We start from the raw sequence: 20,496 nt of genomic DNA, 5'->3' as shown, positions 1-20,496 counted from the left end.
TTGGGTCGCTATCATATTATATTTGTGCCCCATCATCTCTTCTAAACACTCCGCTGCCCGACGTTCCAATCTCCTTATGATTGTTGTCAGTTTCCTTCTCCTTTCGCAGGTACACCCATTCATACCCTTCTTTACAGAACCTTTTCTGACTCATATCAAGGGAAATGGCTTTTGACTCGAGGTCGTAATCATCTGGGTACTGTGCTATGGCTTCTGTTTCAATTTCTGTATAGATATCAAAATCTTCATCACTTATTTTTTTCTCAAACAAAAAAAATAGCCCCAGTTTCTTATTCTTAACCCGACAAGCAATCCCCCTCATATTAGGAGTCACCATATTTAATAGGACGCCCTGTAAAACAATCTTCGCAAATAGCTGTGAGTGTATATCAAGTTTCATCATGGCCTCGCAGGAACAACATGAACCCTTCCTTTTTTATATCATTCCTTTCGTCGTCGGTAGCTCTTCCTTGGTATCTTTATTTTTAAAAGTGCCAATTTCCTCCCCAAAATCCACTCTCTCCTTAAATCCCGGCATCCCTCTTTCCGTTGGTCCAACTTACACGCCAGTACCAGCGTATTTGTCTACGAGACCTTGAAGATTGGCGTGATCTACCGTACTGCGACCAAGTCCATAGTTTTTATGGCCCTCAATGTGCTTACCTTGTTTATCTTCATCAATTTCAGGACCAGCACTTGGCTCTGCCTCTTCATTAAGATCAAGAAGTCTTTTATATTATCGATCACAGCAGAAATAAAACCCGCACCACCAAGCGCGACAGCAGCACCGCCAATCGAACCACCTCCTCCCCCAGGACCTTCCAACCTTCGATTAACACCTCTTCCCATAAACATATCATTTGTAGCCATACCGGATACATAATCACCCTTTATCCCAGCACCGAGAGAGGCATTTTTGCTAGGAACTGGCACAGCCTCTTTATTTTTCACATTCCCGTTTATGGTTGTGCTTTTGGCGGGAGTGCCATCTCCCCGGTCATTTCCTCCGCCCCAGCTTCCATAATCGTTTGCTTCCCGGGTACCTCCTCCAAGCTCCCCTCGACGTCCATTCTGAGAAAGAGAGAACCCGGTCGGATCGGTATAGGAGAGGGGATTATCATGCACATAGGCGTAACGATTAAAGCTTTGTGTCACAGTCGGATCGGGCACATTGGGATCAGGGCTGAGCATGCGGCCCAACTCCGGATCATAAATCCGCCCATTCATATGGATGATGCCAACTGCATCGAGATGTTCATGCCCGGTAAAGCCTCGTGGCGTATCAACCGGACGCACCGGTAAAAGGACGGCCTCCCAGCTCGCTTCCCGACGCGCCCCGTGCGCGTCATAAGACATCGCTTCACTCACATTACCACTCGCATCTGTCGTCAAAACCACCGAGCCAATATGATCAAGGGAGTATCACAGTGTTTCTTCCGTTTGCGTACTGTCCGGTACAATCTCGATCGTATGGATCACCAGGCTGACATCGTCGGCCCGGATATAATGCAGATGCCGATCTGTACCTGTAATATGACCCTGCGCATCAACGACCGTGCGCCGCTCGTAATAATCCCCCACCACCCGTCACATCCGACGCGGCAGTTACACCAGTGTCCGCGATCTCGAGACTGCGATCTACGACTATCTCACTCGGCACAACGAGACACTCAAATCCTCCAGGTGGAGCAAAAGCGCTGAAGATATCCTCACTCACGAACGTCGGGCACTCAACAAACGCCATGATATCAAGGGGAATAGTTAGGATATATCAGAATCGGAACACTATCTATATAGAGAGAACAATATATCCAAATACTCTTGTCAGTGATAAATAAAAAATTATGAGCAGCCTTTTATTGAAAAATATTTCAATAAATACTCCGACCCAACTTATCATTATGTTTAATAGGCGATCACAAATTAATATTTTTTATTTCAATTTAATACCTACAACATTTACAAAATCAAACTATCTGATCAACAGAAAACTCCACCTCATCGAAAGCAAGATAAAATCTATCACCAGTCTTTATATCTTCAACATAAATATAATCGAAAGGCGACCAAATTCTAATACATCCATCATCTTTTGTCACGAACTTAAAGAAATAGTACTGGGACTTCGATTCTCCCTTTTTCTTGCAAGTCACACGATGAGTTAACACTCTACCCTTATCTGTATAACGACATTCTGATGAGCTATTGCCGCCATAAGGGACAAGGAACTGCTCAGATTCCAAGGCACGCTTTTCGACGAAAAACTCCCAGTTCGCCTGCATCCAGTCGTCAAGAAAGTAAGGTGAATTATCCCAGTCCAAGTGCTCCAAAATCTCCATAACATTTGACCAAGACGAAATTAGAAAACCACGGAAGTTAAATATTAATTGATTAATATTCACACCTAATCACTCCTTGTACGAGAACTTTTTCTTACCAAGAGGTACCCTTTTGGCCAAACTTATAATCGCTCACGGACGTTCTGCTGACCAAGCCAAGGCCAACGCCAATGACATAATCGCCATCTCGCAAAGCGCCAGAAGCCCCCTTAAACAGGATAATTCTACATCCCCCGCCAAGATCGACAGCGATGAGAGGAATTCAAGGCGGGCACAGCTTTTGTCAATTGACGGCATGGACGATGAACTCGCCAACAGCCTCATCCATATTGTGCCAAGCCTCTCCACCTCATCGCCTCCTGTCAGTCAGACACCACAAAACGAAAAAATCATCGAACCTTCCTTCAAAAACAAGGTTTCTGAAACCCAAAATGGAATTGTTAGACTAGCTGACGCCAACAAAACTCCAGAATCACCGCTCTCGGTCATTAAGATGAAAATACGACTTCAGCAATCCGGGAAAATCGTTCGGGACGTCACTGTTCGGATTGTTCTGACCGGACCCAAGAAAGCACCAGTGAAGATTATTAAGATGTGAAGTGGATCTCGCACTCGTTGTAAACCGCCGCTCCATCAAAAAAAAATAAATCTGTCCCGTTTTTTTCACGACTAATTTATTAGCTATTACCTATATAAATTTCTCCATTCAAAAACTGCATTTCCCACGGCTCTAACGAACTACATGAAAAAATTTCGACAATCTTATTACCAGACATTATAAAAACGGGGTCCACATTAATCCTCTCACATTGAATATCTAGTGAAACAATTTTCTCTCCGACCATCTCCTTTATCAAGATTTCCGATTTTTCATCCCAACAAGCATATTTAATTTGACCTTCATTCAGCACTCGCCAAACGCAACTTGTAGAGAACCGCCAATCTTCACCCAAAATAACAAAATTATCCCCATCCCACGAAATATCCCGAACATGTAGCGGAAGCTGCCTTCTGACTTTGTCAATGAGATTATTCATAGCTTTTATTGTCCCTGAATTATGTGGCTACGCTCACGCACAAACTGTTTCCTCTCAGCTCGGCTCAACCCACTTTGTGGCTGAGGAGGCTTGCTAATGAAAGGATCAATAGCTCCGCCATTCCTATTGGTAAACGATGCTCACTGCGGATTTCGGCCATCTGCCGACATTGTGCGCGTAATGTTTCCATCCGGCATCGTATGGGCCTTGCCAACTGAGTTTCCGCTTGTAGGTGACACGACATTCATAGATGGGAAACCTGCATCATCAAATCCTTTCCGCATTTGACTTTGACTCGTTGAAACAACTGTTCCTCTTCCGTCTGCAATGAAATCTACACTTTTCCCCTTACTTGAATCTAAGGGAAGATCCGATTTTGCTACAGTTTTCCGAAGCCCCAAAGTTCCCGCATTCGCAACTCGATTTGCGGCACCAATCTCCGCCGCAGCCAGGCTCAGCACCCCACCAACTACCTGCCCAAAACCTCGAGCAGCCTGTTCCTCTAGAGATATAGGCAGTCCAACTTCAACATAATCCAGTAAATCCTGCGTTAAACCAAACCGAAAATTCGTGCTGGTCAGCCCCAACACTGCATTGATAGGAGAGTTTATAAAGTTGACAAGAGACCCTAGGGAATACTCATATGCACCGGCAAGAGCTTGCGTTCTTATTGTTGAAAAACTTGAGTTTTGCCCAGGCACAGCCTGTCAATTCTTGACCTCGGCATTGATACTGTCACTTCTTCCTGGTGAATTATCCCCGGATGGCCGATCCATCATAGGACCATGCTGCCCTCCTTCTATCGGGCTTCCATCAGGATAGCTTTCTCCCCCAAAATCCCGTCCAGGTCCGTAATTGACCTTCTCCCTGAAAACAGTCGCATTTTTGGAGTGAGTTTTCCAAATTAAGGCAAAGGAGAACTCAAGATGAAGAAACGCTTTTCAGAAGAACAGATCATCGGGATTTTGAAGGAACAGGAAGCAGGATTTGCGGTGAAGGATATCATCCGCCGTCACGGTATTGCGGAGCAGACTTTTTACCGCTGTAAGTCGAAGTTTGGCGGGGTGGAGGTATCGGACGCCAAGCTGGCGTTCAGAACGAACACCAAACAGATAGCCAATGAAAAAGGCCCTGAACATCATGATCGGCGCAATAAAGCCCGGCAACCCGGTCATAAATAAAGCTGAAATCGATGACGGCATCGATTTTGCGAAGCAGATGGTCTGCTGGAACCAGACTGTTCAGCGTCACCATCTCGAGTTAGGTTTGTTGGGCGGAAGTTTTTTTTAGCACGGCCTATTGAATCAAAACTCCCCGCCAAAGGCGAGGAGTTTGTCAGCAGTCTGAAGCCCCACGTTAGCGGGGCTTAATATCTGCCTCAGTGAATATTCTCCCTATAGCTAAAACACGATAGCCATTAAGCATTTCAATTAGCTCACCATTTTTTAACCATTCGCTTGGCAAAGGTTCATCTGAAGTCAACCGACAAGTAGCCTCTCCCTGAGAACCCATGGGATCAAAATCAATCGTTTCCCACTGGACATCCCTTGCACATTGTAAAAACTCATTTAAATATTTCTGCCAACGAATAGTTGTGCGCAGACCTTCGTATGGTTCCCCGTTATGCCCACCTAGAGAGCTTGGCACCCAGATAAAATTAAATCGTAATTTTGTGCTCATCACTGCCCCGCCTTCAAGCGACTCAAATCATCGCAAGCAACACAAAATCCTGGGCCTGTATTATCTATATTTGGATGTTTATAACTCCGCTCATATACGTCTTTTGGGACTTTAGCGCTAATAACGTCCTCCAGACCGGAATAGTTCTGCTTGAATGTTTCAGCACCCTGACGGGTTTCAGAAAACCATTTATCCTGCATCGATTGACCATTGGGGTTAAGTCGGAATCCATGCTTGGCAATATCATCAGTCTCGGCTTTTAAAACAGCTCGGTATCCATCTACAAAGTCGTCTGCGCCCTTTGGAACCTCATCCAGCACCCTTATCCGAAGCCCCAAAGTTCCCACATTCGCAACTCGATTTGCGGCACCAATCTCCGCTGCACCCCACCTACCATCTGCCCCGCCCCTCGAGCAATCTGTTCCTCAATAGAGGTAGGCGGCTCAACGCTGGATATAATCCAGTAAATCCTCCGTTAAGGCAAATCGAAATTTCGTGCTAGTCCGCCCCAACACCGCATTGATAGGAGTGTTTATAAAGTAAACAAGAGCCCCCAGGGAATACTCATATCCACTGGCAAGAGCTTGTTTTTCTATTCTTAAAAGACTTGAATTTTTCCCCGGCACAGCCTGCTTATTTTTGACTTCAGCATTGATACTGCCACTTCTTCCCGGTGAATTATCCCAGTCCCATAAAACCTCCATAATACTTGATCAACAAGAACATATATACCTGTGAAAATTATGATTTAATTGATTAATATTCACACCCAATCACTCCTTTCACGAGAACCTTTTCTTACCAATAGCCCCTTCCTTCATGTTTTATTACCACGAGAAATTCACGAAAAATTCTACTCTTCACCCTAAAGTGGGTCCGCTTATAACTTTAAAAATGCACTCCTTTTGCCAATCATAATCTGGAAAAATTTAACCAAAAATCCTAAATCGACCAGCGAGAGTGATTTTATCACGCATAACTATCAATAAACTTTTCAAACTTCTCGCTCTCTTGAAATTCGCCATATGCATAATATGCCGCGGCTTCTTTACCACCCAACAATTCTTCTCCATAAATATTCATAAAATTCTGCATTCTTATAGCATCTTTGAAGGCGCATATACCAATATCTGCATCACGGTCGCAGTAAATAACAAAATCTTTTTCAGGCGAAAAAAACACAAGCAGATTTGCATTATGGGCTAGTGCATCTGCGAAACTATTTTCTGGATAGTCGTTTAATGCTGATATATAGTCCTCTTCTGTATCGGAAGAAAAAAATTCAACAGCCCCAAGATAATTATAGTTTGCCCCAAAATAAAGATATGGGTCCGGATCAAGAGACATCATCCAAAACCTGTCACCTTCATTCTTTCTCAAATATTCCGTAATTTTCTTGAAAAAAAACGGCATCATAACATCATCAAATGCAATAAAAAGAAACTCAATTAATTCTTTACTGAATACCTTTTCGGGAAGCTTCCTATCCAAAAAAACCGACTCACAGATATAACTGTATGCATCTTTTAAATCATCGACATCTCTAATAACTCTCATTTATTTTCCTCTCAACCTTATTTTAAACACAGGACTTCCGTCTTTAAAAAAATCAGCCGTCGGCCCTCTTGTAGATTTTGAAAATACACGTGTAGTATATTTACTATTTCCCTTAGAAAAAAATTACTAACATTTCCATCAATAGACGTTGATTTTTTAAATCTATTTTTAACAAGATTTTCTTCAAACTCATCTATCGGAACATCAGTCTCAATATTGGCTAACTTGGAGTTTTTTTCCTTACATCTGAAATCTTAGATACCTTGCGAAACCTCCTAATAAACTTATCGATCTTTTTTGGTCTTCGAAGGAATTTGAACGCGACCTTTATCGCCTTAACACCCCAACCTGCCGGCGTAAACGACAATACCAGACTCCCCGTCGAAAGTGCCATCATGGCATAATTACCACGTTCACCTGCCTCGATAATATCCCTGACATCTCCAAGAGGACTGATGTCAACAACAATATCAAAGGCTAAATCCGAATAGTTGTGTTCTCCCCCGCCGTCACCGCTATTCGGATATCCATCCGGTTCTTTTCCATTTGGAACATAATCTCGGGTAGCTGACACAACAACCAGCTCAGTCATTATCCCGATATCTGTCTGAGAATATTTGTCACCCACACTTATCGTGTCTCTTTCCGAACTACCCGCAACGTGGTCTCCGCCTTCGCTTCCATGAACCGGAGAATGATCACCTCCCCGGTCATTTCCTCCAGAATAACCTCCTGAGGACCATCCGCCATCTCAGAAGATATAAAACCCGGTTGGATCAGTATAGGACTGGGGATTATTGCGCACATAGGCGTAACGGTTAAACTCCTGCGTCACAGTCGGATCGGGCACATTGGGATCGGGACTGTGAGCATCCGGCCCAGTTCCGGGTCATAGATGCGGCTATTCAGATGACCCCAGCCGCATCAAGCTGTTCATGCCCGGTAAAGCCGCGCGGCGTATCATGGGGGCGGAACGGCAGAAGAACTGCTTCCCATGTTACTTCACGGCGTGCCCCGTGCGCGTCATAGGACATGGCGTCACTTACCGCACCTGCGGCATTTGTTGTCAGAACCACAGAGCCAATATGGTCAAGTGAATACCAGAGAGTCTTTTGCGTTTGCGTTGTATCTTGCGCAATCGTGATTTTATGGATCGCCAGACTGACATCATCAGCCCGGATATAGTGCAGATGTGTATCCACACCCGTCGTATCACCACCGTTACCATCAACTACCGTCCGGCACTCGTAATAGCTCCCGACATAGGCTACTTCCGTGGTAATATTGTTCTCGACAATCTTCTGACGAATGCGCGCACGATCCGGCCCATAAACAAAGCGCGTATGCGTCACTGCCGAAGCCGTCAGCATCGTGCCCCGCGACGGCTTGTTAAAGCTCGTCCAAGCACTCCTGCCTCCCCATAAAACTACACATTTCTATAACTTCTTGAAAACTCAGCCTGCAGGGACACTTAATCCTTGTTGAAACCTATGAGCATGCAAGCCCCCCAGGAGGATCATCCCTCTCACACTCGAGTGTTGTCCCTCAAAATCTGTTTCTTAAATCATAAAAAATAAACCACACTCGACTGAAAGCTCCCGCTCAAGCCCCCCCCACATGTACATAAAATAACATACGGCCAACACGCCCCATGAAATGGATAAATATATTATAAAAATTTTATTAATCTAAAATAATTTCGACCTTGAAATAGAAAATAAATCAGGCTGATTCTCTTGCAAAACATCTTCAAACATACCCCAACCGTTTAACTCAACAAATTCCACTTCTGATTTATATATTGGAATCAACCAAACCATAATTACAGGCGGATCAACCTTATCGAAGCTTGAAAATCCATCCTCTTGCAACATAGGAATTGAACAGTAAAGCGCATCAAACCCCATATCCATAGCGACTTCAGCAGGCAATCTAATATATTCTCCTCTTAAAACAGCTTTTTTCCTAGCAATAACAGCCTCACAAACCAACATCAAAAAATAACAAATTAAACTATCGTTGTCGAACGAACGCACTGAAAACAAAAACTCCTGCCGAACTTTTTTCCTCGGTGAAATCGAGAGAATAGAATCACTCAACCCAAGAGATAAAAAATGATTCAAATTTTCTTCGAGCTCATCATTACAGCGAACAATTTGAATATTTAAATTTGAATCTCTATCCTTCCAACCTTCCTGTATTGGACCGATGTATTTTTCTATGTGATCAATTATGTTCATAATTCAACCTGACCAATTATCTGATCTATTGCAACCTGGACAACGCAGACGTGTATTTTTATTTTACTCATCGAGAATTCCCTTTCGGTCTAGGCCACGAGGATCTCGATCCTTCCATTTCGGCTCATGATCCACATCCCATCCATTTGCACCATTACGTCCTTCCCACAACTTACACACCTTTTCATACCAGCAACAACGCCATCTTCAGCCAAATCCCAAGCATCTTTTACTGTTCCCTTTCGAAACGACCTCGACCTTTTCTGGTTGTTTTTAGATTTACATCAGCTGGTACATTTCCCTCATCAATTTCAGGACGAGCATCCGGTTCTGGCTCTGCCTCTTCATTAAGATTCAAGAAGTCTTTTATCTTATCGATCACAGCAGAAATAAAGCCCGCAGCAGCCCCCCCCCCCCCCTTGACCAATCAAAACTCGTTGACGATCATATCAGGATAGCTTTCTCCCCCAAAATCCCGTCCAGGTCCGTAGTCACCAAAGTCCTCCCAAAACCCTGTTGGATCAGTGTATGAAAGTGGGTTGTTACGGACATAGGCATAACGATTAAAGCTTTGCGTCACAGTCGGATCGAGCACATTGGGATCAGGGCTGAGCATCCGGCCCAGCTCCGGATCAGAAATCCGCCCATTCATATGGATGATGCCAACTGCATCAAGCTGTTCAGGCTCGGTAAAACCGCGCGGCGTGTCATAGGGGCGGATCGGCAGAAGAGCTGCTTCCCATGTTACTTCACGGCATGCCCCGTGGGGATCATAGGACATGGCCTCACATACCACACCTGCGGCATTTGTTGTCAGAACCACAGAGCCAATATGGTCAAGTGAATACCAGAGAGTCTTTTGCGTTTGCGTTGTATCTTGCGCAATCGTGATCTTATGAATCGCCAGACTGAAATCATCGGCCCGAATATAATGCAGATCTGTATCCATACCCAAGGGATCGGCTTTTGGCATTTACCTTGGCGGGGATCACCGGCAAAGCTCCTGCATTCTCTATCTCTTTACGGATAAGTGCACTGCCATAGACCTTTTCGACAACAATGGCCAAGGGTGGTTTTGCCCAATTCAGAAAACATTCGATTATTTTGCCGTCATGGAGCTGTCCACCACTGATCGCAAGGCGCAACGGGCGACCGAGTACATATACAACGGCGTGAACTTTACTTGTCCTGCCGCCGCATGAGCGTCCAATACCCTCTGCGAGTTCCCCTTTGTTGACCCAGCCGCTGCGCGATGAGCCTTCTCAATCGAACTGTCGGTAAAGACAAGCACATCTTCATCTTCTGATGCCAGGGCCCGAATATATCGTACCATATGCCGCGTTCTCCCCAGCGGACATAACGATTATAGTGTCATAGGCGCGCCATACCTTCCCGAAATATCCCGCCTGAGCGCGCCGGTTCAAAAAATGTAAGAGATGCCCTTGAGAACTATTATGCCATCGCAACGCTTCGGTCCCCGACCGTTAACCGGAAGAAACGGAGCAATGATCACCCATTCTTTATCGCTCAAACCAAATCGTGCCATGTGATAACTCCCTTTCCCAAAGGGTGAATCACACTTCGGCTGTAAGTTTCAAGCATTCCAATTGGGTTCAGACCCTAGCTTAGCTGAGAACGAACCTGATCAACTCTTTTAGCCCAATCTTTTGAAGCGACAGCAATCTCAGATAGTAATTCTTCAGAGTAACGAACGTCGCCGACATCATGTTTAATGATCGCCAAATAAACCTTCTCTATCAGCATTAAGCATTCTGTATGAACTGAATAGAATCTAAAAACTTCATTCTGATCCAACATAGCATTTAAGAACGGTAAACACTTTTCTCCAAGTATCCCCTTAATTTCTTTACCAATACCACTATCATTAGTGTTCGCATCATACGTCCACCAGTGGTCCGTTGGTTTGTTTAACAACCGGCCAACTCGCATACGTGGGAAGCAATCTTCTTCTTTGATAACTTTTGGCGGCTCCTTTCCCCAGCATTTTTTCCACACCTGCGAATTAAAAACACCAATATTTATCGTGAAATCCTTTTCCACATCGCTGTTAAAACGGCTCAATTGAAAATTCACAACCTGAACAAATCCATCATTAGATTTATTCCATGTTAAACCCTTCTTTTTAAAGCCATGCTGTTTCAAAAGCGGAGTAACGTAATTTTTTATCAAGTCTGCTAGCATTACTTCTCCTACCTCAAAGGACTTCAGCAAACCAAGCGACCATTATTACCTGTCGCCTCTTTATATTTTTCGATTTATCTAGCGCCGTACGTCTTCGACCGTCCAATTAATGCCGAACGGTTTTTGGCATGGGTTCGACAGTGTCTCGTACTGATCCACAACTCCGGAGATGCTGTTATTCTGGACAATTTTTCATCTCATAAGGGCAAGGCTGTCCGCAAAGCCATTCGCCAGGTAAACGCACATGTTTTCTTCCTGCTGCTCTACCGTCCTGATCTCAACCCAATTGAATAGATCTTTGCAAAGCTCGAAAGACTACTACGTAGAGCCTAAGAAAGAACCAAAGAAGATACATGGCACACGATTGGTTCTCTCCTTGATGAATTCCTGCCTCAGGATTGCAGAAACCACTTCAGAAATTCCGGTTATGCCTCAACCTAATTGGGTAGGACTCTAAAGGAGAAATCAGATTTCATCATGAAATTAAACCGGTCACATCATCACAATCATAAAATGGCAGCGAAGTAGGTTTGGTAAAGTTTCCACCCATAAAGACGTATCACAACTCCTGGCGGTCAAGAGGAAAATCGTTCGGAACGTCAATGTTCGGATTACCCTGAGAGGCATCAAGGAAGAACCGGTACGGATTATTAGGATATGAAACGAACCTCATAATCATTGCGAACCATCGCTCCATCAATAAAAAACCCGTCCCTGATTTTTCTGCTTTTTGTGAAACATAAAAAACCTATCCTGTCAGATAAATTCAGACCACATCCAAAATATTATCATTTCCCTGATCCTTCACTATCCACTCTTCACTGTCAAACGCATCAATAATCACTTCACATCCCTCATCCTCTCCGTTCAATATTCTATTTTTATCAAACACTTGATCCCTTTTGTATCCAACGACGACGCAATCAAATGTTTGCTCCAATCCCTGAGAGAACGCAAATAACTCAGCCCAATCCATAGTAAATCCTAATTCTCCTATTTCAATTTCTCGCTCAAACTCTTCCATCGAAAGTAAATTAGGTGCTCGGCCAATACCCTCGAAGTACAGCACCGACCACATCAGTTTATTTCTCTCCAACTTCTGCAATATATCAAAAAGTTGAACGATAGACCCATCTGGCTGAAACATAGATTCTTTAAATATCTTCATTACGGTTTCCCCAACAGCTCTACTGGACCATGTCGTTTTGTTCCACCAGTGGGATTGCCCACCTGACCTGAGCCCTTAAAACTCGTCCAAAAATGAGTAGAGTCTGTCATGAAGAAGGAGACAAACGACATGAAGCGATCACGGTTCACGGAAGAGGCTAGCCATCTCCTTGACTTCCATGCTTCCATCCCATCCATTCCAACCATCAAGGTCATTTTTAGGCATCCCATACCCGTTCGGCCCCGATACTATTGAACCATCGGAATTAGACAACGAAAACCCGGTTGGGTCGGTATAGGAAAGACGATTATTATGTACATAGGCGTAGCGATTAAAGCTTTGCGTCACAGTCGGATTGGCAGAAGAGCTGTTTCCCATGCTACTTCACGGCGTGCCTCGTGCGCGTCATAGGACATGGCCTCACTTACCACACCTGCGGCATCCGCCGTCAGAACCACGGAGCCAATATGGTCAAGTGAGTACCAGAATGTCTTGTGCGTTTGCATTGTGTCTTGCGCAATCGTGATTTTGTGGATCGCCAAACTGACATGGTAATCCCCCCATTTTTAACGGGGCTGTCAGGTAGAACTCACGGTTTACTTTTATGTCGACACACCAACCGCATCCCATTTTTCCGGGAAAGCCTATAAAACCATATACTGGGGACAACACTCTCTGTTTAACCCATTTGAATACTTCCGCCCCATTCAACCTCAATCCTACGAAGGATTGCTCATTTCCACTGGATCCTGTTTTCAGGGCGCAGAGCGAATAGGCGAGCACAAATTAATTTTTCTTTATTTCAATTTAATACCTACAATATTTATAAAATCAAATTATCTGATCAACAGAAAACTCCACCTCATCGAAAGCAAGATAAAATCTATCACCAGTCTTTATATCTTCAACATAAATATAATCGAAAGGCGACCAAATTCTAATACATCCATCATCTTTTGTCACAAACTTAAAGAAATAGTACTGGGACTTCGATTCTCCCTTTTTCTTGCAAGTCACACGATGAGTTAACATTCTACCCTTATCTGTATAACGACATTCTGATGAGCTATTGCCGCCATAAGGGACAAGGAACTGCTCAGATTCCAAGGCATGCTTTTCGACGAAAAACTCCCAGTTCGCCTGCATCCAGTCGTCAAGAAAATAAGGTGAATCATCCCAGTCCAAGTGCTCCAAAATCTCCATAACATTTGACCAAGACGAAATTAGGAAACCACGGAAGTTAAATATTAATTGATTGTTATCCACTTACAATTACTCCTTGTACGAGAAATTTTTCTTATCAAGAGCCCCCTTGTAACCTCGAAGTATATTTGCATTAACATGGTTTGGCTCTCTGTATTTTACAAATTCTTTCGGATCAATATGATATGAACGTTGATTTTTTAAGGGGCTCCCTAAAACTTTCCCTTTTTTATTTAAAACCCTTACCGGCGATTAGATATATTTCAAAATTTGCCGCACTATTTCCACCTGCAGCATCTATGAACTCATATATACCTTCTTTTACGTCCTTTTATGTGTCCTTTTGAATATCACCACATTTCTTTAGATTAACGATCAAAACCTCACAACCCGCTCCCTCATCGGTGTAAAACAAAGACATAGCGTAAAGGGCACCCAACAATGAATTACTAGCCGTTCGATGAACTCTACTTTGGCTCTCTGTGGGTGTATTTATGATAAAAACCGTTTCCACGCCATAACCGCATCTCATAAATTTTTTAATGCAATCTTCAAATTGCTCAACTCGCCGTGGAACATGATTAGCATCATGCCAATCTTCAAACTCACCTATGAATTCTTTATCTACAAATTCAAATAGCTCAAGTGAAGGCCCATTATACCGTCGCAGATAATTAACTTTTGCCGAATCAATTTGGTCTTCATACTTAACTTCACCGTCCCAAACTTCAGAGAGGATTCTGCACGCTTCACTTGGCGCTAACGATCCAGAAGATCTTCTAACAGCGACTAACTGGGAGCAGTCAAACGAATATTCCATATTATCCCCATTATATAGATGATTACATAGCTGCCTCACACCTTTAGTTGAAGGTGAAGTTACACCCCCAGATTTAGTTTTTGAACTAATTTCACCTAAGGAGCCCTTCGATATCACATTTCGAATTGACTGATGAACATGAGGCACAATACCAACGTGCGATTTGACGCTAAATCACTTGAATTTCTTTGAAGCAATCATAAAAAATCCGGAGGAATTTTCATTTAAACGAATCTCTTTTTTCTTTGCTGCATTAAAGACACAGCCATTCAAATTACCTCCTCCAGGTTGAGACTTTTAACCACTTATCTCAAACCCTGCCACATTCTTTGAAGTACCTTATTATTGTTATTTCAAGATCCAACATGTTTAAATTTTAAAATGTTACGCACAGCGGACAATTCCCCTGCCGCACGGGTCATAACGCCCCAACCATCTGCAGCCCTCGAGCAACCTGTTCCTCTACAGAGGCAGGGGATCTAATCTCGGGATAACTCTGTAAATCCGGTGTTAAGCTAATCGAAAATTCGCGCTGATCAGCCCCAACACCGCATTGATGAGAGCGTTTATGAAGTCAACGTGAGCCCCCAGAGAACACTCACATGCACCGGTAAGAGCTTTCGTCCTTATTATTAGCTTTCACCAACACAGTCTGCTTATTCTTCGCCTCTGCAGTAATACGAACACTTCTTTATCGAGGATTATTTCCTCCTCGATCATTCCCACTACTCCAACCGCCATAATCATTTGCTTCTCAACCTCGTCCTCCAAGCTCTCCGCGTCGTGTATTCTGAGAAAGTGAGAATCCTGTTGTATCAACATAGAAGAGAGGGTTGTTACGTATATAGCCGTAGCGATTAAAGCATTGTGTCACGGTCGAATCTGGTACATTGGGATCGAGTCAGAGAATACGGCCCAGTTCCGGATCATAGATGCGACCATTCATGTGAACGATACCAACCGCACAAAGTTGCTCATGCCTAGTAAAGCAGCGTCGCGTCGCAGGACGAACCGAAAGCACTCCCGCTTCCCAGCTAACCTCCCGACGGGCCCTGAGTACATTACAGGACATCACCTCACTCACTGCACCAGCGGCATCCGTCGTCAGAACCACAAAGGTGACATGATCAAGCAAGTAGCAGAGTGTCTTTTGCGTTTGCGTTGTGTCTTGCGCAATCGTGATCTTGTGGATCGCCAGACTGGAATCATCGACCTGGATATAATGCAGATGCGTATCCACACCCGCCATATCGCCATTACCGTCAACCACTATCCGGTGCTTGACAACATGTACCTGAGATTATTCTGCAAGATTTTCAATTGGATTCAACACTCCATATGCCATCGACATCTATAACGGCAAACTGACCTTGCTGTTTCTTAACACAACAAGCCCCTCGTTACCGAGATTTATTCATTCAAGAAATCGCAGCAGAAATTTGATCCCTTTTGTGACTATAATGGCTTCTGTCGGCAAACCACATTTTTTTCAACTTGGGAATTTCCAGAATGGTTGCCAAATCCCCATCTTCTATATTTGTATCACCATAAAATATTAAATTCTCAAGATGCCTACACTTCGCAAGTGGCTGCAACGACCTGATCGTACCACAATCATTGATAAATAATTCTCTTAAGTTTAGCAGCTCACCAAGACAAGAAACGTCACCTACCTTCTTACAGTTTTTCAGCTCAACCATTTGAAGTTTCTGGCACCTTTCAATACCCGTCAACGACCCCAGTTTAGGGCAATAAGCCAAATCCAATGTTATCAGACCTTGCAACGAATCTATGCCAGCAAGAGATACAAGCCTTCTGGATGTTAATTGAAGACACTTCAAACCGGCCAAGGTCGCCAGAACATTCAAGTCTTCACCTGGATAATTAACAACGTTCAATTGTTCCAAACTAGAGCAGCTAAAAACAGATTTGACTTTTGGCCGCCAAAACAATTTACATATTTTTAAATGACTAAATTATGAAAAATCTGGAGCCTTATTAAACTCACATTGAAGCCCCAAATACTCCAAACTCGGAATAAACTGCAAAGGCGTTATGTCTTTCACTCCCCTAGCGTATATCTCAACACCGCGTAATCCAACGCTTTGGAGTTTCTCAAGAAAATATATATCACCATCTCTCCACCCCATTGAATCCGTCAACCTCAAAACAGAAATTTTTTCTTTATGAACAACATCAATAAAATCATCCGACCACGACACTTTCGGAACGAGACACCGCCCCATACCGTTTTCAGATTCAGCAATAAAATAAAAATCGTTAGTCATCGAGCAAATAACTCCTATTCATTCCGATAGGATCAACCTTATTCGACACTGCACTAGAAAAACGTGCAAGAACGTTACCATTTATCTCTTGAATTCGCCTATGCCCTGCAATTTCCCTAACAGTTTTTTTCGCCTAAAACTTCCATTTTCGAAACACTTTAATTGAGATATAATACCAATCTGCTGAGACTTCAGCTCATAAAAATATTCCCAAACGGCTGAAATTCTGAATCTATGGAAGCCTTGTTATAGAGGGATTTACCAAGGAAACAGAAATTAGCCTGCAAGAAGATTTTGACGGGCAAGATTGCAGCTATTAGCGCGAAGCTCAAAGAGTGCCAACCAAACACGCCGAATTGTTGGTTTTGGCCGAGATTTACGACAGTCAAAGGCGGATCCCAGCAACAAGAGCTTCGGCCTTTTCGACTGACTTTTCATAGGTGATGGCAACGTCTGCGCCATCTTCGGCCAGCTTCAGCGCGATGGCTGCACCAATGCCGCGTGCGGCCCCGGTGACAAGCGCGCGCTTACCCGCAAGAGGAAGGAAAGGGATGTTATCCATGATGGTATACCTCAAAATGTTTATGTGTCGCTCGGTAAGGGAACAGTTATCTGCCGGTAATCGGCAGAAACGGTAGGAATAGTCACGCCGTTAGCGGGCGCGCCGATAACTGGATCAATCGATATTTTTGCTCATCGGGGTAATTCTTTGTTCGTTGTCAAACCGATGGAAAGCCATCCTCCAACGAGAAGACAGATTGCTATCGCTGTTGCGGCAACGCTATATGCGCGCCCCGTGGATTCAACGTCGGTTGCCGTTCCTAAAACGGTGAAAAACAATCCGCCAATGACAGCCGCTGCCAGCGCACCACCCATCTGGAACGTTGAATTGACCAAACCGGAAGCCAATCCTGACTGCGACCTGTCGACCCGTTGCACGATGCTTTTCACAAGATTGGGAAGAGCAACTCCCTGCCCTACGCCAACAACAAAAAGCGCAACGAAAACAAAATGTGAGAACCCGAAAGAGATAAGAACGGCCGTTGCAAGCAGACCGATAGCTTGTATTGCCATACCCAGGCCGGCGGAAAATCTTCCGAAGATGCGAAGGAAGCGCTCACTTGCCAAAGGGCCAAGGGCAAAGCCGACTGCCGCCGGAAGGATCGCCAACCCGGCCTCGAACGGCGTCCGACCAAGGCCGCCCTGCTCATAGACCGAGAATATCAGCCAGAAGGCCGCAACGGCGTAATAGAGCAATGCAGCTAACAGACCCCGCATTAACCCCGGATTTTTAAGCAGGCTCGGCGCCAGAATGGGATCTCTTCCCATCGACTCAATGTGTTTTTCATGCCGCCAGAACAGGACAAACAACGGCAAGGAAGTGGCAAGCATTAAAATAAGCCAAACCGACCACCCCTGCTCCCGGCCCTCTATCACCGGCGCGATCAGTGCAAAAAGTCCAAGCGCGATCAGCAATGCTCCGCCGATATCAAGCGTGCCTGGATGTTCGGATCTGGTTTCGCGTAACAGAAGAAATGCCGACGGCGCGGTGATCGCGATCACAGGAAGGTTGATGATGAAGATTGCCCGCCATCCAAGAGCAAAAATGTTCAGCGCAATCAGCGCTCCACCAAGGAAAAGGCCGGCCATTGATGCCACCCCGAACGTAAGGGCATAGAAGCTAAGCGCCTTTGATTTTTCGTGGTCGGGAAAAATTGCGTTAATTGACGCCAAAGCCTGCGGCGCCATGATTGCTGCGGCAAATCCCTGAAGGACACGACCGATGATCAGAACAACAGGAGACCACGCAAATCCACATAAGGCAGAAGCAGCAGCAAACCCGAGCATTCCTGACAGAAAAACATTTCGACGACCATATAGGTCTCCCAGCCTGCCCCTGTAATCAGCATAACTGCGTAGGTTGTGGCGTAGCCCGAAATAATCAGTTGCATTGCCGCCGCTGAAGCACGGAAGTCCTCCCGGATTGAGGGCAGCGCCACATTCACGATGAAGAAATCAAGTGGGGGCAAAAAAGCCCCGACTAATAAAATAACCAGTGCAATCCAGCGACGCGGATCGGGATTGTCTTTGACGTCAAAGCTATGTCTCACATGTGCCTCTACATCGCCCTGGAGAAACGGACGACCAATTTGCGGGAATAGAAAAATTTGGAACCAATTAGTTCCAAATTAGAGTTAGTTAAGCGCTTTTAGCACCAAGTCGACCATAGCCCTCGTTTCATCGCGATCTGCTCCTGCCTTGCCCAGAACACGCATACCCTGAAGCTGGCACACAAGGAATCTGGCAAGCGTTCGATCATCGAGCCCGGGATCAATTTCCCCCAGGGATTGAGCTCTTATGATCGCTGCCGCATAAAGATCTTGCAGTCGCCGAAACAGGCGGGAAATTCGGGCTGAGACCTCCTTATCATCAGGAAGCATCTCAAGAGCCGCAAAGACAACAAAGCACCCACGTAAACCGAGCGTGCCAGACGAATAATCAACATGCTGCAAAAATGCTTCCCGAATTGCGCCTTTTGGCGACGAGTGCGAATGCAGCGTCTCTCCAACCGAGCGAATGGCATCCTCGATATAGAGATCAAGAGCGCGCAAATAGACGCCTCTCTTGTCTACAAAAGCCTTATAGAAACTTCCCCTCGACAGCTCCATGCCTTTAAGCAAGTCGGGAAGGGATGCATCGTGATATCCACGGTCCCAAAATACGTCCATCGCTTTTCGAACTGCATCATCAAGTTCAAATTCGCGAGGGCGACCAACGGACGCATATGTCTGAGTGCGTTTTATCATGGCCCACTTATGGAACCATTCGGTTCCTAATGCAAGCATTATTTCCAAGCTACAGGGACGTGGTCATGAAGCGATGCATACCTGCTGGTTTACTTCCGGGTTTTTAACAGACCTCAGCGGTGCTGACGCATGGCCTGGTCCCGCCTGTCATAGCAACAGTCAGGGCCGGGTCCTGTGGGCGGGTCTTAACCAATAAAATCTTTGACTTACTGAAGAATCTGCTCAACGAAATTCGCAAACGCCCTTGCCTTGGCACTGACCAGACGCCCCGTCGGAAAGACCGCCCAAAGGTCGATATCGGGAAGTTCCCAATCCTCCAGAACGCGCTGCACGTCGCCACTCCGCAGTTCCGGCCAAAACATCCAGTCCGACGTCACGGCCAGCCCCATGTCTGCCTTGACAGCCTCGCGGATGCCTTCGGCGGCAGTGAAGCGGGTCCGTCCTGCCACGACGACAGAGGCCTCTGTCCCATTCCTTTTAAAAATCCAGCTATTTCCGAGCTGGGTGTAGACGACCGCCTCATGCATGGCAAGGTCTGCAGGCACTTGAGGTACGCCGTGTTTTTCGAGATAAAAAGCTGTCGCGACCACAGAACGACGCCCCGTGGCGATCTTGCGCGCAATGGCAGAAGAATCCGCAAGGTCACCCATGCGTAACGCAATGTCGATGCCCTCCGAGACGAGATCGATGACACGATCATCTAGAACAACATCCACTTCCAGCTCCGGATGAGCGGACAGGAACTCTGGCAGGCGCGGAATAACCATGAGTCGAGCAAATGTCGTCGCTGCACAGACCCGGAGACGGCCTGAAAGGCCTGCACCCGCCCCCTTCGCTTCAAGCTCTGCCTCATCCGCCTCCTGAATGGCCACCTTTGCTCTTTCATAGAAACGAATACCGGCATCTGTTGGCGACAGGCCATGGGTGGAGCGAATGAGCAAGCGGACCTGAAGGCGATCCTCCAACTGGGCAATGGTCTTGGAAATAGCGGGCTGGCCGACACCAATCCGCTTGGCCGCCCCTGAAAACGATCCCGTTTCAATCACGCGCACGAAGACGGTCATCGCCTGAAATCTGTCCATTGCTCATTCTCCTTGGGAATAACCATTATCGCTTCAAGCGACCTGCCGCAACATTAAAGGAATGGTCATAACT

The 20,496-nt window shown here is 45.3% G+C and carries 30 protein-coding genes and 3 pseudogenes; 3 read left to right on the top strand and 30 right to left on the bottom strand.

The genetic code is table 11. The annotated features are described in order from the left end of the window. Positions 1–16: 16 nt before the first annotated feature. The 4 genes and pseudogenes from J4E05_RS16690 to J4E05_RS16680 form a co-directional block, all read right to left on the bottom strand. Positions 17–403, bottom strand: a complete 387-nt coding sequence (locus tag J4E05_RS16690; protein WP_349597780.1) for a MafI2 family immunity protein — start codon at positions 401–403, stop codon at positions 17–19. 33 nt (positions 404–436) lie between these two features. Further along, positions 437–655, bottom strand: a pseudogene (locus tag J4E05_RS24115) (polymorphic toxin type 50 domain-containing protein). Next, on the bottom strand, positions 613–1,407 hold the full coding sequence (locus tag J4E05_RS16685; RefSeq protein WP_503012357.1) for an RHS repeat domain-containing protein: 795 nt from the start codon (positions 1,405–1,407) through the stop codon (positions 613–615). Before J4E05_RS16685 ends, J4E05_RS24115 begins: the two are co-directional and overlap by 43 nt. A gap of 560 nt (positions 1,408–1,967) precedes the next feature. Next, positions 1,968–2,402 carry a hypothetical protein gene (locus J4E05_RS16680; protein ID WP_349597775.1) on the bottom strand — a complete coding sequence of 145 codons (435 nt, stop codon included), beginning with the start codon at positions 2,400–2,402 and terminating at the stop codon, positions 1,968–1,970. 49 nt (positions 2,403–2,451) lie between these two features. On the opposite strand from J4E05_RS16680, the gene J4E05_RS16675 reads away from it, so the two are divergent. Beyond that, a complete protein-coding gene (locus J4E05_RS16675) occupies positions 2,452–2,937 on the top strand; it encodes a hypothetical protein (RefSeq protein WP_349597774.1) in 486 nt (161 codons plus the stop codon). A gap of 79 nt (positions 2,938–3,016) precedes the next feature. Here the strand turns inward: J4E05_RS16675 and J4E05_RS16670 are convergent, their stop codons facing one another. Both J4E05_RS16670 and J4E05_RS16665 read right to left on the bottom strand, forming a co-directional pair. Then, positions 3,017–3,376, bottom strand: coding sequence for a hypothetical protein (locus J4E05_RS16670; protein ID WP_349597772.1), 360 nt, complete (start codon positions 3,374–3,376; stop codon positions 3,017–3,019). A 140-nt stretch (positions 3,377–3,516) separates the two neighbouring features. Further along, complete coding sequence (locus J4E05_RS16665) at positions 3,517–4,077, bottom strand: hypothetical protein (protein WP_349597770.1); 561 nt, start codon at positions 4,075–4,077, stop codon at positions 3,517–3,519. Between the two features lie 225 nt (positions 4,078–4,302). Between J4E05_RS16665 and J4E05_RS16660 the strand changes: the two are divergent. Next, positions 4,303–4,461, top strand: a pseudogene (locus J4E05_RS16660) (transposase); the annotation flags it as partial. Here J4E05_RS16660 and J4E05_RS16655 read toward each other — a convergent pair. The 12 genes and pseudogenes from J4E05_RS16655 to J4E05_RS16605 form a co-directional block, all read right to left on the bottom strand. Further along, positions 4,459–4,630: pseudogene (locus tag J4E05_RS16655) on the bottom strand (transposase); the annotation flags it as partial. The pseudogenes J4E05_RS16660 and J4E05_RS16655 sit on opposite strands and share 3 nt — an antisense overlap. A 102-nt stretch (positions 4,631–4,732) precedes the next feature. After that, positions 4,733–5,056: a hypothetical protein gene (locus tag J4E05_RS16650; protein ID WP_349597768.1), complete on the bottom strand. Its 324-nt coding sequence runs from the start codon at positions 5,054–5,056 to the stop codon at positions 4,733–4,735. Continuing rightward, positions 5,056–5,376: a hypothetical protein gene (locus tag J4E05_RS16645; RefSeq protein WP_349597766.1), complete on the bottom strand. Its 321-nt coding sequence runs from the start codon at positions 5,374–5,376 to the stop codon at positions 5,056–5,058. The genes J4E05_RS16650 and J4E05_RS16645 overlap by 1 nt, the downstream gene beginning before the upstream one ends. A gap of 123 nt (positions 5,377–5,499) precedes the next feature. After that, on the bottom strand, positions 5,500–5,760 hold the full coding sequence (locus tag J4E05_RS16640) for a hypothetical protein (RefSeq protein ID WP_349597763.1): 261 nt from the start codon (positions 5,758–5,760) through the stop codon (positions 5,500–5,502). A 265-nt stretch (positions 5,761–6,025) separates the two neighbouring features. After that, positions 6,026–6,613: a hypothetical protein gene (locus J4E05_RS16635; protein WP_349597760.1), complete on the bottom strand. Its 588-nt coding sequence runs from the start codon at positions 6,611–6,613 to the stop codon at positions 6,026–6,028. 220 nt (positions 6,614–6,833) lie between these two features. Continuing rightward, positions 6,834–7,205 (bottom strand): hypothetical protein, encoded by a 372-nt coding sequence (locus J4E05_RS16630; protein WP_349597757.1) that lies wholly within the window; start codon positions 7,203–7,205, stop codon positions 6,834–6,836. A 313-nt stretch (positions 7,206–7,518) separates the two neighbouring features. Continuing rightward, positions 7,519–7,983 carry a hypothetical protein gene (locus J4E05_RS16625; RefSeq protein WP_349597754.1) on the bottom strand — a complete coding sequence of 155 codons (465 nt, stop codon included), beginning with the start codon at positions 7,981–7,983 and terminating at the stop codon, positions 7,519–7,521. A gap of 318 nt (positions 7,984–8,301) precedes the next feature. Beyond that, positions 8,302–8,853, bottom strand: a complete 552-nt coding sequence (locus J4E05_RS16620) for a suppressor of fused domain protein (protein WP_349597752.1) — start codon at positions 8,851–8,853, stop codon at positions 8,302–8,304. Between the two features lie 229 nt (positions 8,854–9,082). Next, positions 9,083–9,280 (bottom strand): hypothetical protein, encoded by a 198-nt coding sequence (locus J4E05_RS16615; RefSeq protein ID WP_349597749.1) that lies wholly within the window; start codon positions 9,278–9,280, stop codon positions 9,083–9,085. Beyond that, the gene (locus tag J4E05_RS16610) at positions 9,281–9,802 is read right to left on the bottom strand and encodes an RHS repeat domain-containing protein (protein ID WP_349597748.1); all 522 of its coding nucleotides are present in this window, start codon (positions 9,800–9,802) and stop codon (positions 9,281–9,283) included. It lies immediately after the preceding gene. Further along, the gene (locus J4E05_RS24110) at positions 9,768–10,064 is read right to left on the bottom strand and encodes a transposase (protein ID WP_503012356.1); all 297 of its coding nucleotides are present in this window, start codon (positions 10,062–10,064) and stop codon (positions 9,768–9,770) included. The genes J4E05_RS16610 and J4E05_RS24110 overlap by 35 nt, the downstream gene beginning before the upstream one ends. Before the next feature lie 409 nt (positions 10,065–10,473). Then, on the bottom strand, positions 10,474–11,055 hold the full coding sequence (locus J4E05_RS16605; RefSeq protein ID WP_349597745.1) for a DUF4304 domain-containing protein: 582 nt from the start codon (positions 11,053–11,055) through the stop codon (positions 10,474–10,476). Positions 11,056–11,127: 72 nt separating this feature from the next. Here J4E05_RS16605 and J4E05_RS24105 point away from each other — a divergent pair, with 72 nt between their 5' ends. Continuing rightward, the gene (locus J4E05_RS24105) at positions 11,128–11,349 is read left to right on the top strand and encodes a transposase (RefSeq protein WP_503012355.1); all 222 of its coding nucleotides are present in this window, start codon (positions 11,128–11,130) and stop codon (positions 11,347–11,349) included. Between the two features lie 472 nt (positions 11,350–11,821). Here the strand turns inward: J4E05_RS24105 and J4E05_RS16600 are convergent, their stop codons facing one another. The 12 genes from J4E05_RS16600 to J4E05_RS16545 form a co-directional block, all read right to left on the bottom strand. Continuing rightward, positions 11,822–12,223: a hypothetical protein gene (locus J4E05_RS16600; protein ID WP_349597743.1), complete on the bottom strand. Its 402-nt coding sequence runs from the start codon at positions 12,221–12,223 to the stop codon at positions 11,822–11,824. A gap of 344 nt (positions 12,224–12,567) precedes the next feature. Next, positions 12,568–12,729 (bottom strand): hypothetical protein, encoded by a 162-nt coding sequence (locus J4E05_RS16595; RefSeq protein WP_349597740.1) that lies wholly within the window; start codon positions 12,727–12,729, stop codon positions 12,568–12,570. Positions 12,730–13,054: 325 nt separating this feature from the next. Then, a complete protein-coding gene (locus J4E05_RS16590; protein WP_349597737.1) occupies positions 13,055–13,489 on the bottom strand; it encodes a hypothetical protein in 435 nt (144 codons plus the stop codon). Between the two features lie 268 nt (positions 13,490–13,757). Next, positions 13,758–14,246 carry a hypothetical protein gene (locus tag J4E05_RS16585; protein ID WP_349597734.1) on the bottom strand — a complete coding sequence of 163 codons (489 nt, stop codon included), beginning with the start codon at positions 14,244–14,246 and terminating at the stop codon, positions 13,758–13,760. A gap of 901 nt (positions 14,247–15,147) precedes the next feature. Beyond that, positions 15,148–15,516, bottom strand: a complete 369-nt coding sequence (locus tag J4E05_RS16580) for a hypothetical protein (RefSeq protein WP_349597731.1) — start codon at positions 15,514–15,516, stop codon at positions 15,148–15,150. A 148-nt stretch (positions 15,517–15,664) separates the two neighbouring features. Further along, positions 15,665–16,144 (bottom strand): hypothetical protein, encoded by a 480-nt coding sequence (locus tag J4E05_RS16575; RefSeq protein ID WP_349597728.1) that lies wholly within the window; start codon positions 16,142–16,144, stop codon positions 15,665–15,667. Positions 16,145–16,222: 78 nt separating this feature from the next. Continuing rightward, a complete protein-coding gene (locus J4E05_RS16570; protein WP_349597725.1) occupies positions 16,223–16,534 on the bottom strand; it encodes a hypothetical protein in 312 nt (103 codons plus the stop codon). Between the two features lie 385 nt (positions 16,535–16,919). Next, positions 16,920–17,096, bottom strand: coding sequence for an SDR family NAD(P)-dependent oxidoreductase (locus J4E05_RS16565; protein WP_349597722.1), 177 nt, complete (start codon positions 17,094–17,096; stop codon positions 16,920–16,922). A 131-nt stretch (positions 17,097–17,227) separates the two neighbouring features. After that, positions 17,228–18,382 carry an MFS transporter gene (locus tag J4E05_RS16560; RefSeq protein WP_349597719.1) on the bottom strand — a complete coding sequence of 385 codons (1,155 nt, stop codon included), beginning with the start codon at positions 18,380–18,382 and terminating at the stop codon, positions 17,228–17,230. Continuing rightward, positions 18,322–18,645, bottom strand: coding sequence for an MFS transporter (locus J4E05_RS16555; RefSeq protein WP_349597716.1), 324 nt, complete (start codon positions 18,643–18,645; stop codon positions 18,322–18,324). Before J4E05_RS16555 ends, J4E05_RS16560 begins: the two co-directional genes overlap by 61 nt. An 84-nt stretch (positions 18,646–18,729) precedes the next feature. Then, positions 18,730–19,380, bottom strand: coding sequence for a TetR/AcrR family transcriptional regulator (locus tag J4E05_RS16550; RefSeq protein ID WP_349597713.1), 651 nt, complete (start codon positions 19,378–19,380; stop codon positions 18,730–18,732). Between the two features lie 167 nt (positions 19,381–19,547). Further along, positions 19,548–20,423, bottom strand: coding sequence for a LysR family transcriptional regulator (locus J4E05_RS16545; RefSeq protein ID WP_349597710.1), 876 nt, complete (start codon positions 20,421–20,423; stop codon positions 19,548–19,550). Positions 20,424–20,496 lie beyond the last annotated feature (73 nt).

Source organism: Thalassospira sp. NFXS8 (genome assembly GCF_040148805.1).
Lineage (GTDB): Bacteria > Pseudomonadota > Alphaproteobacteria > Rhodospirillales > Thalassospiraceae > Thalassospira.
This window is presented reverse-complemented; position numbering and strand designations above follow the sequence as displayed.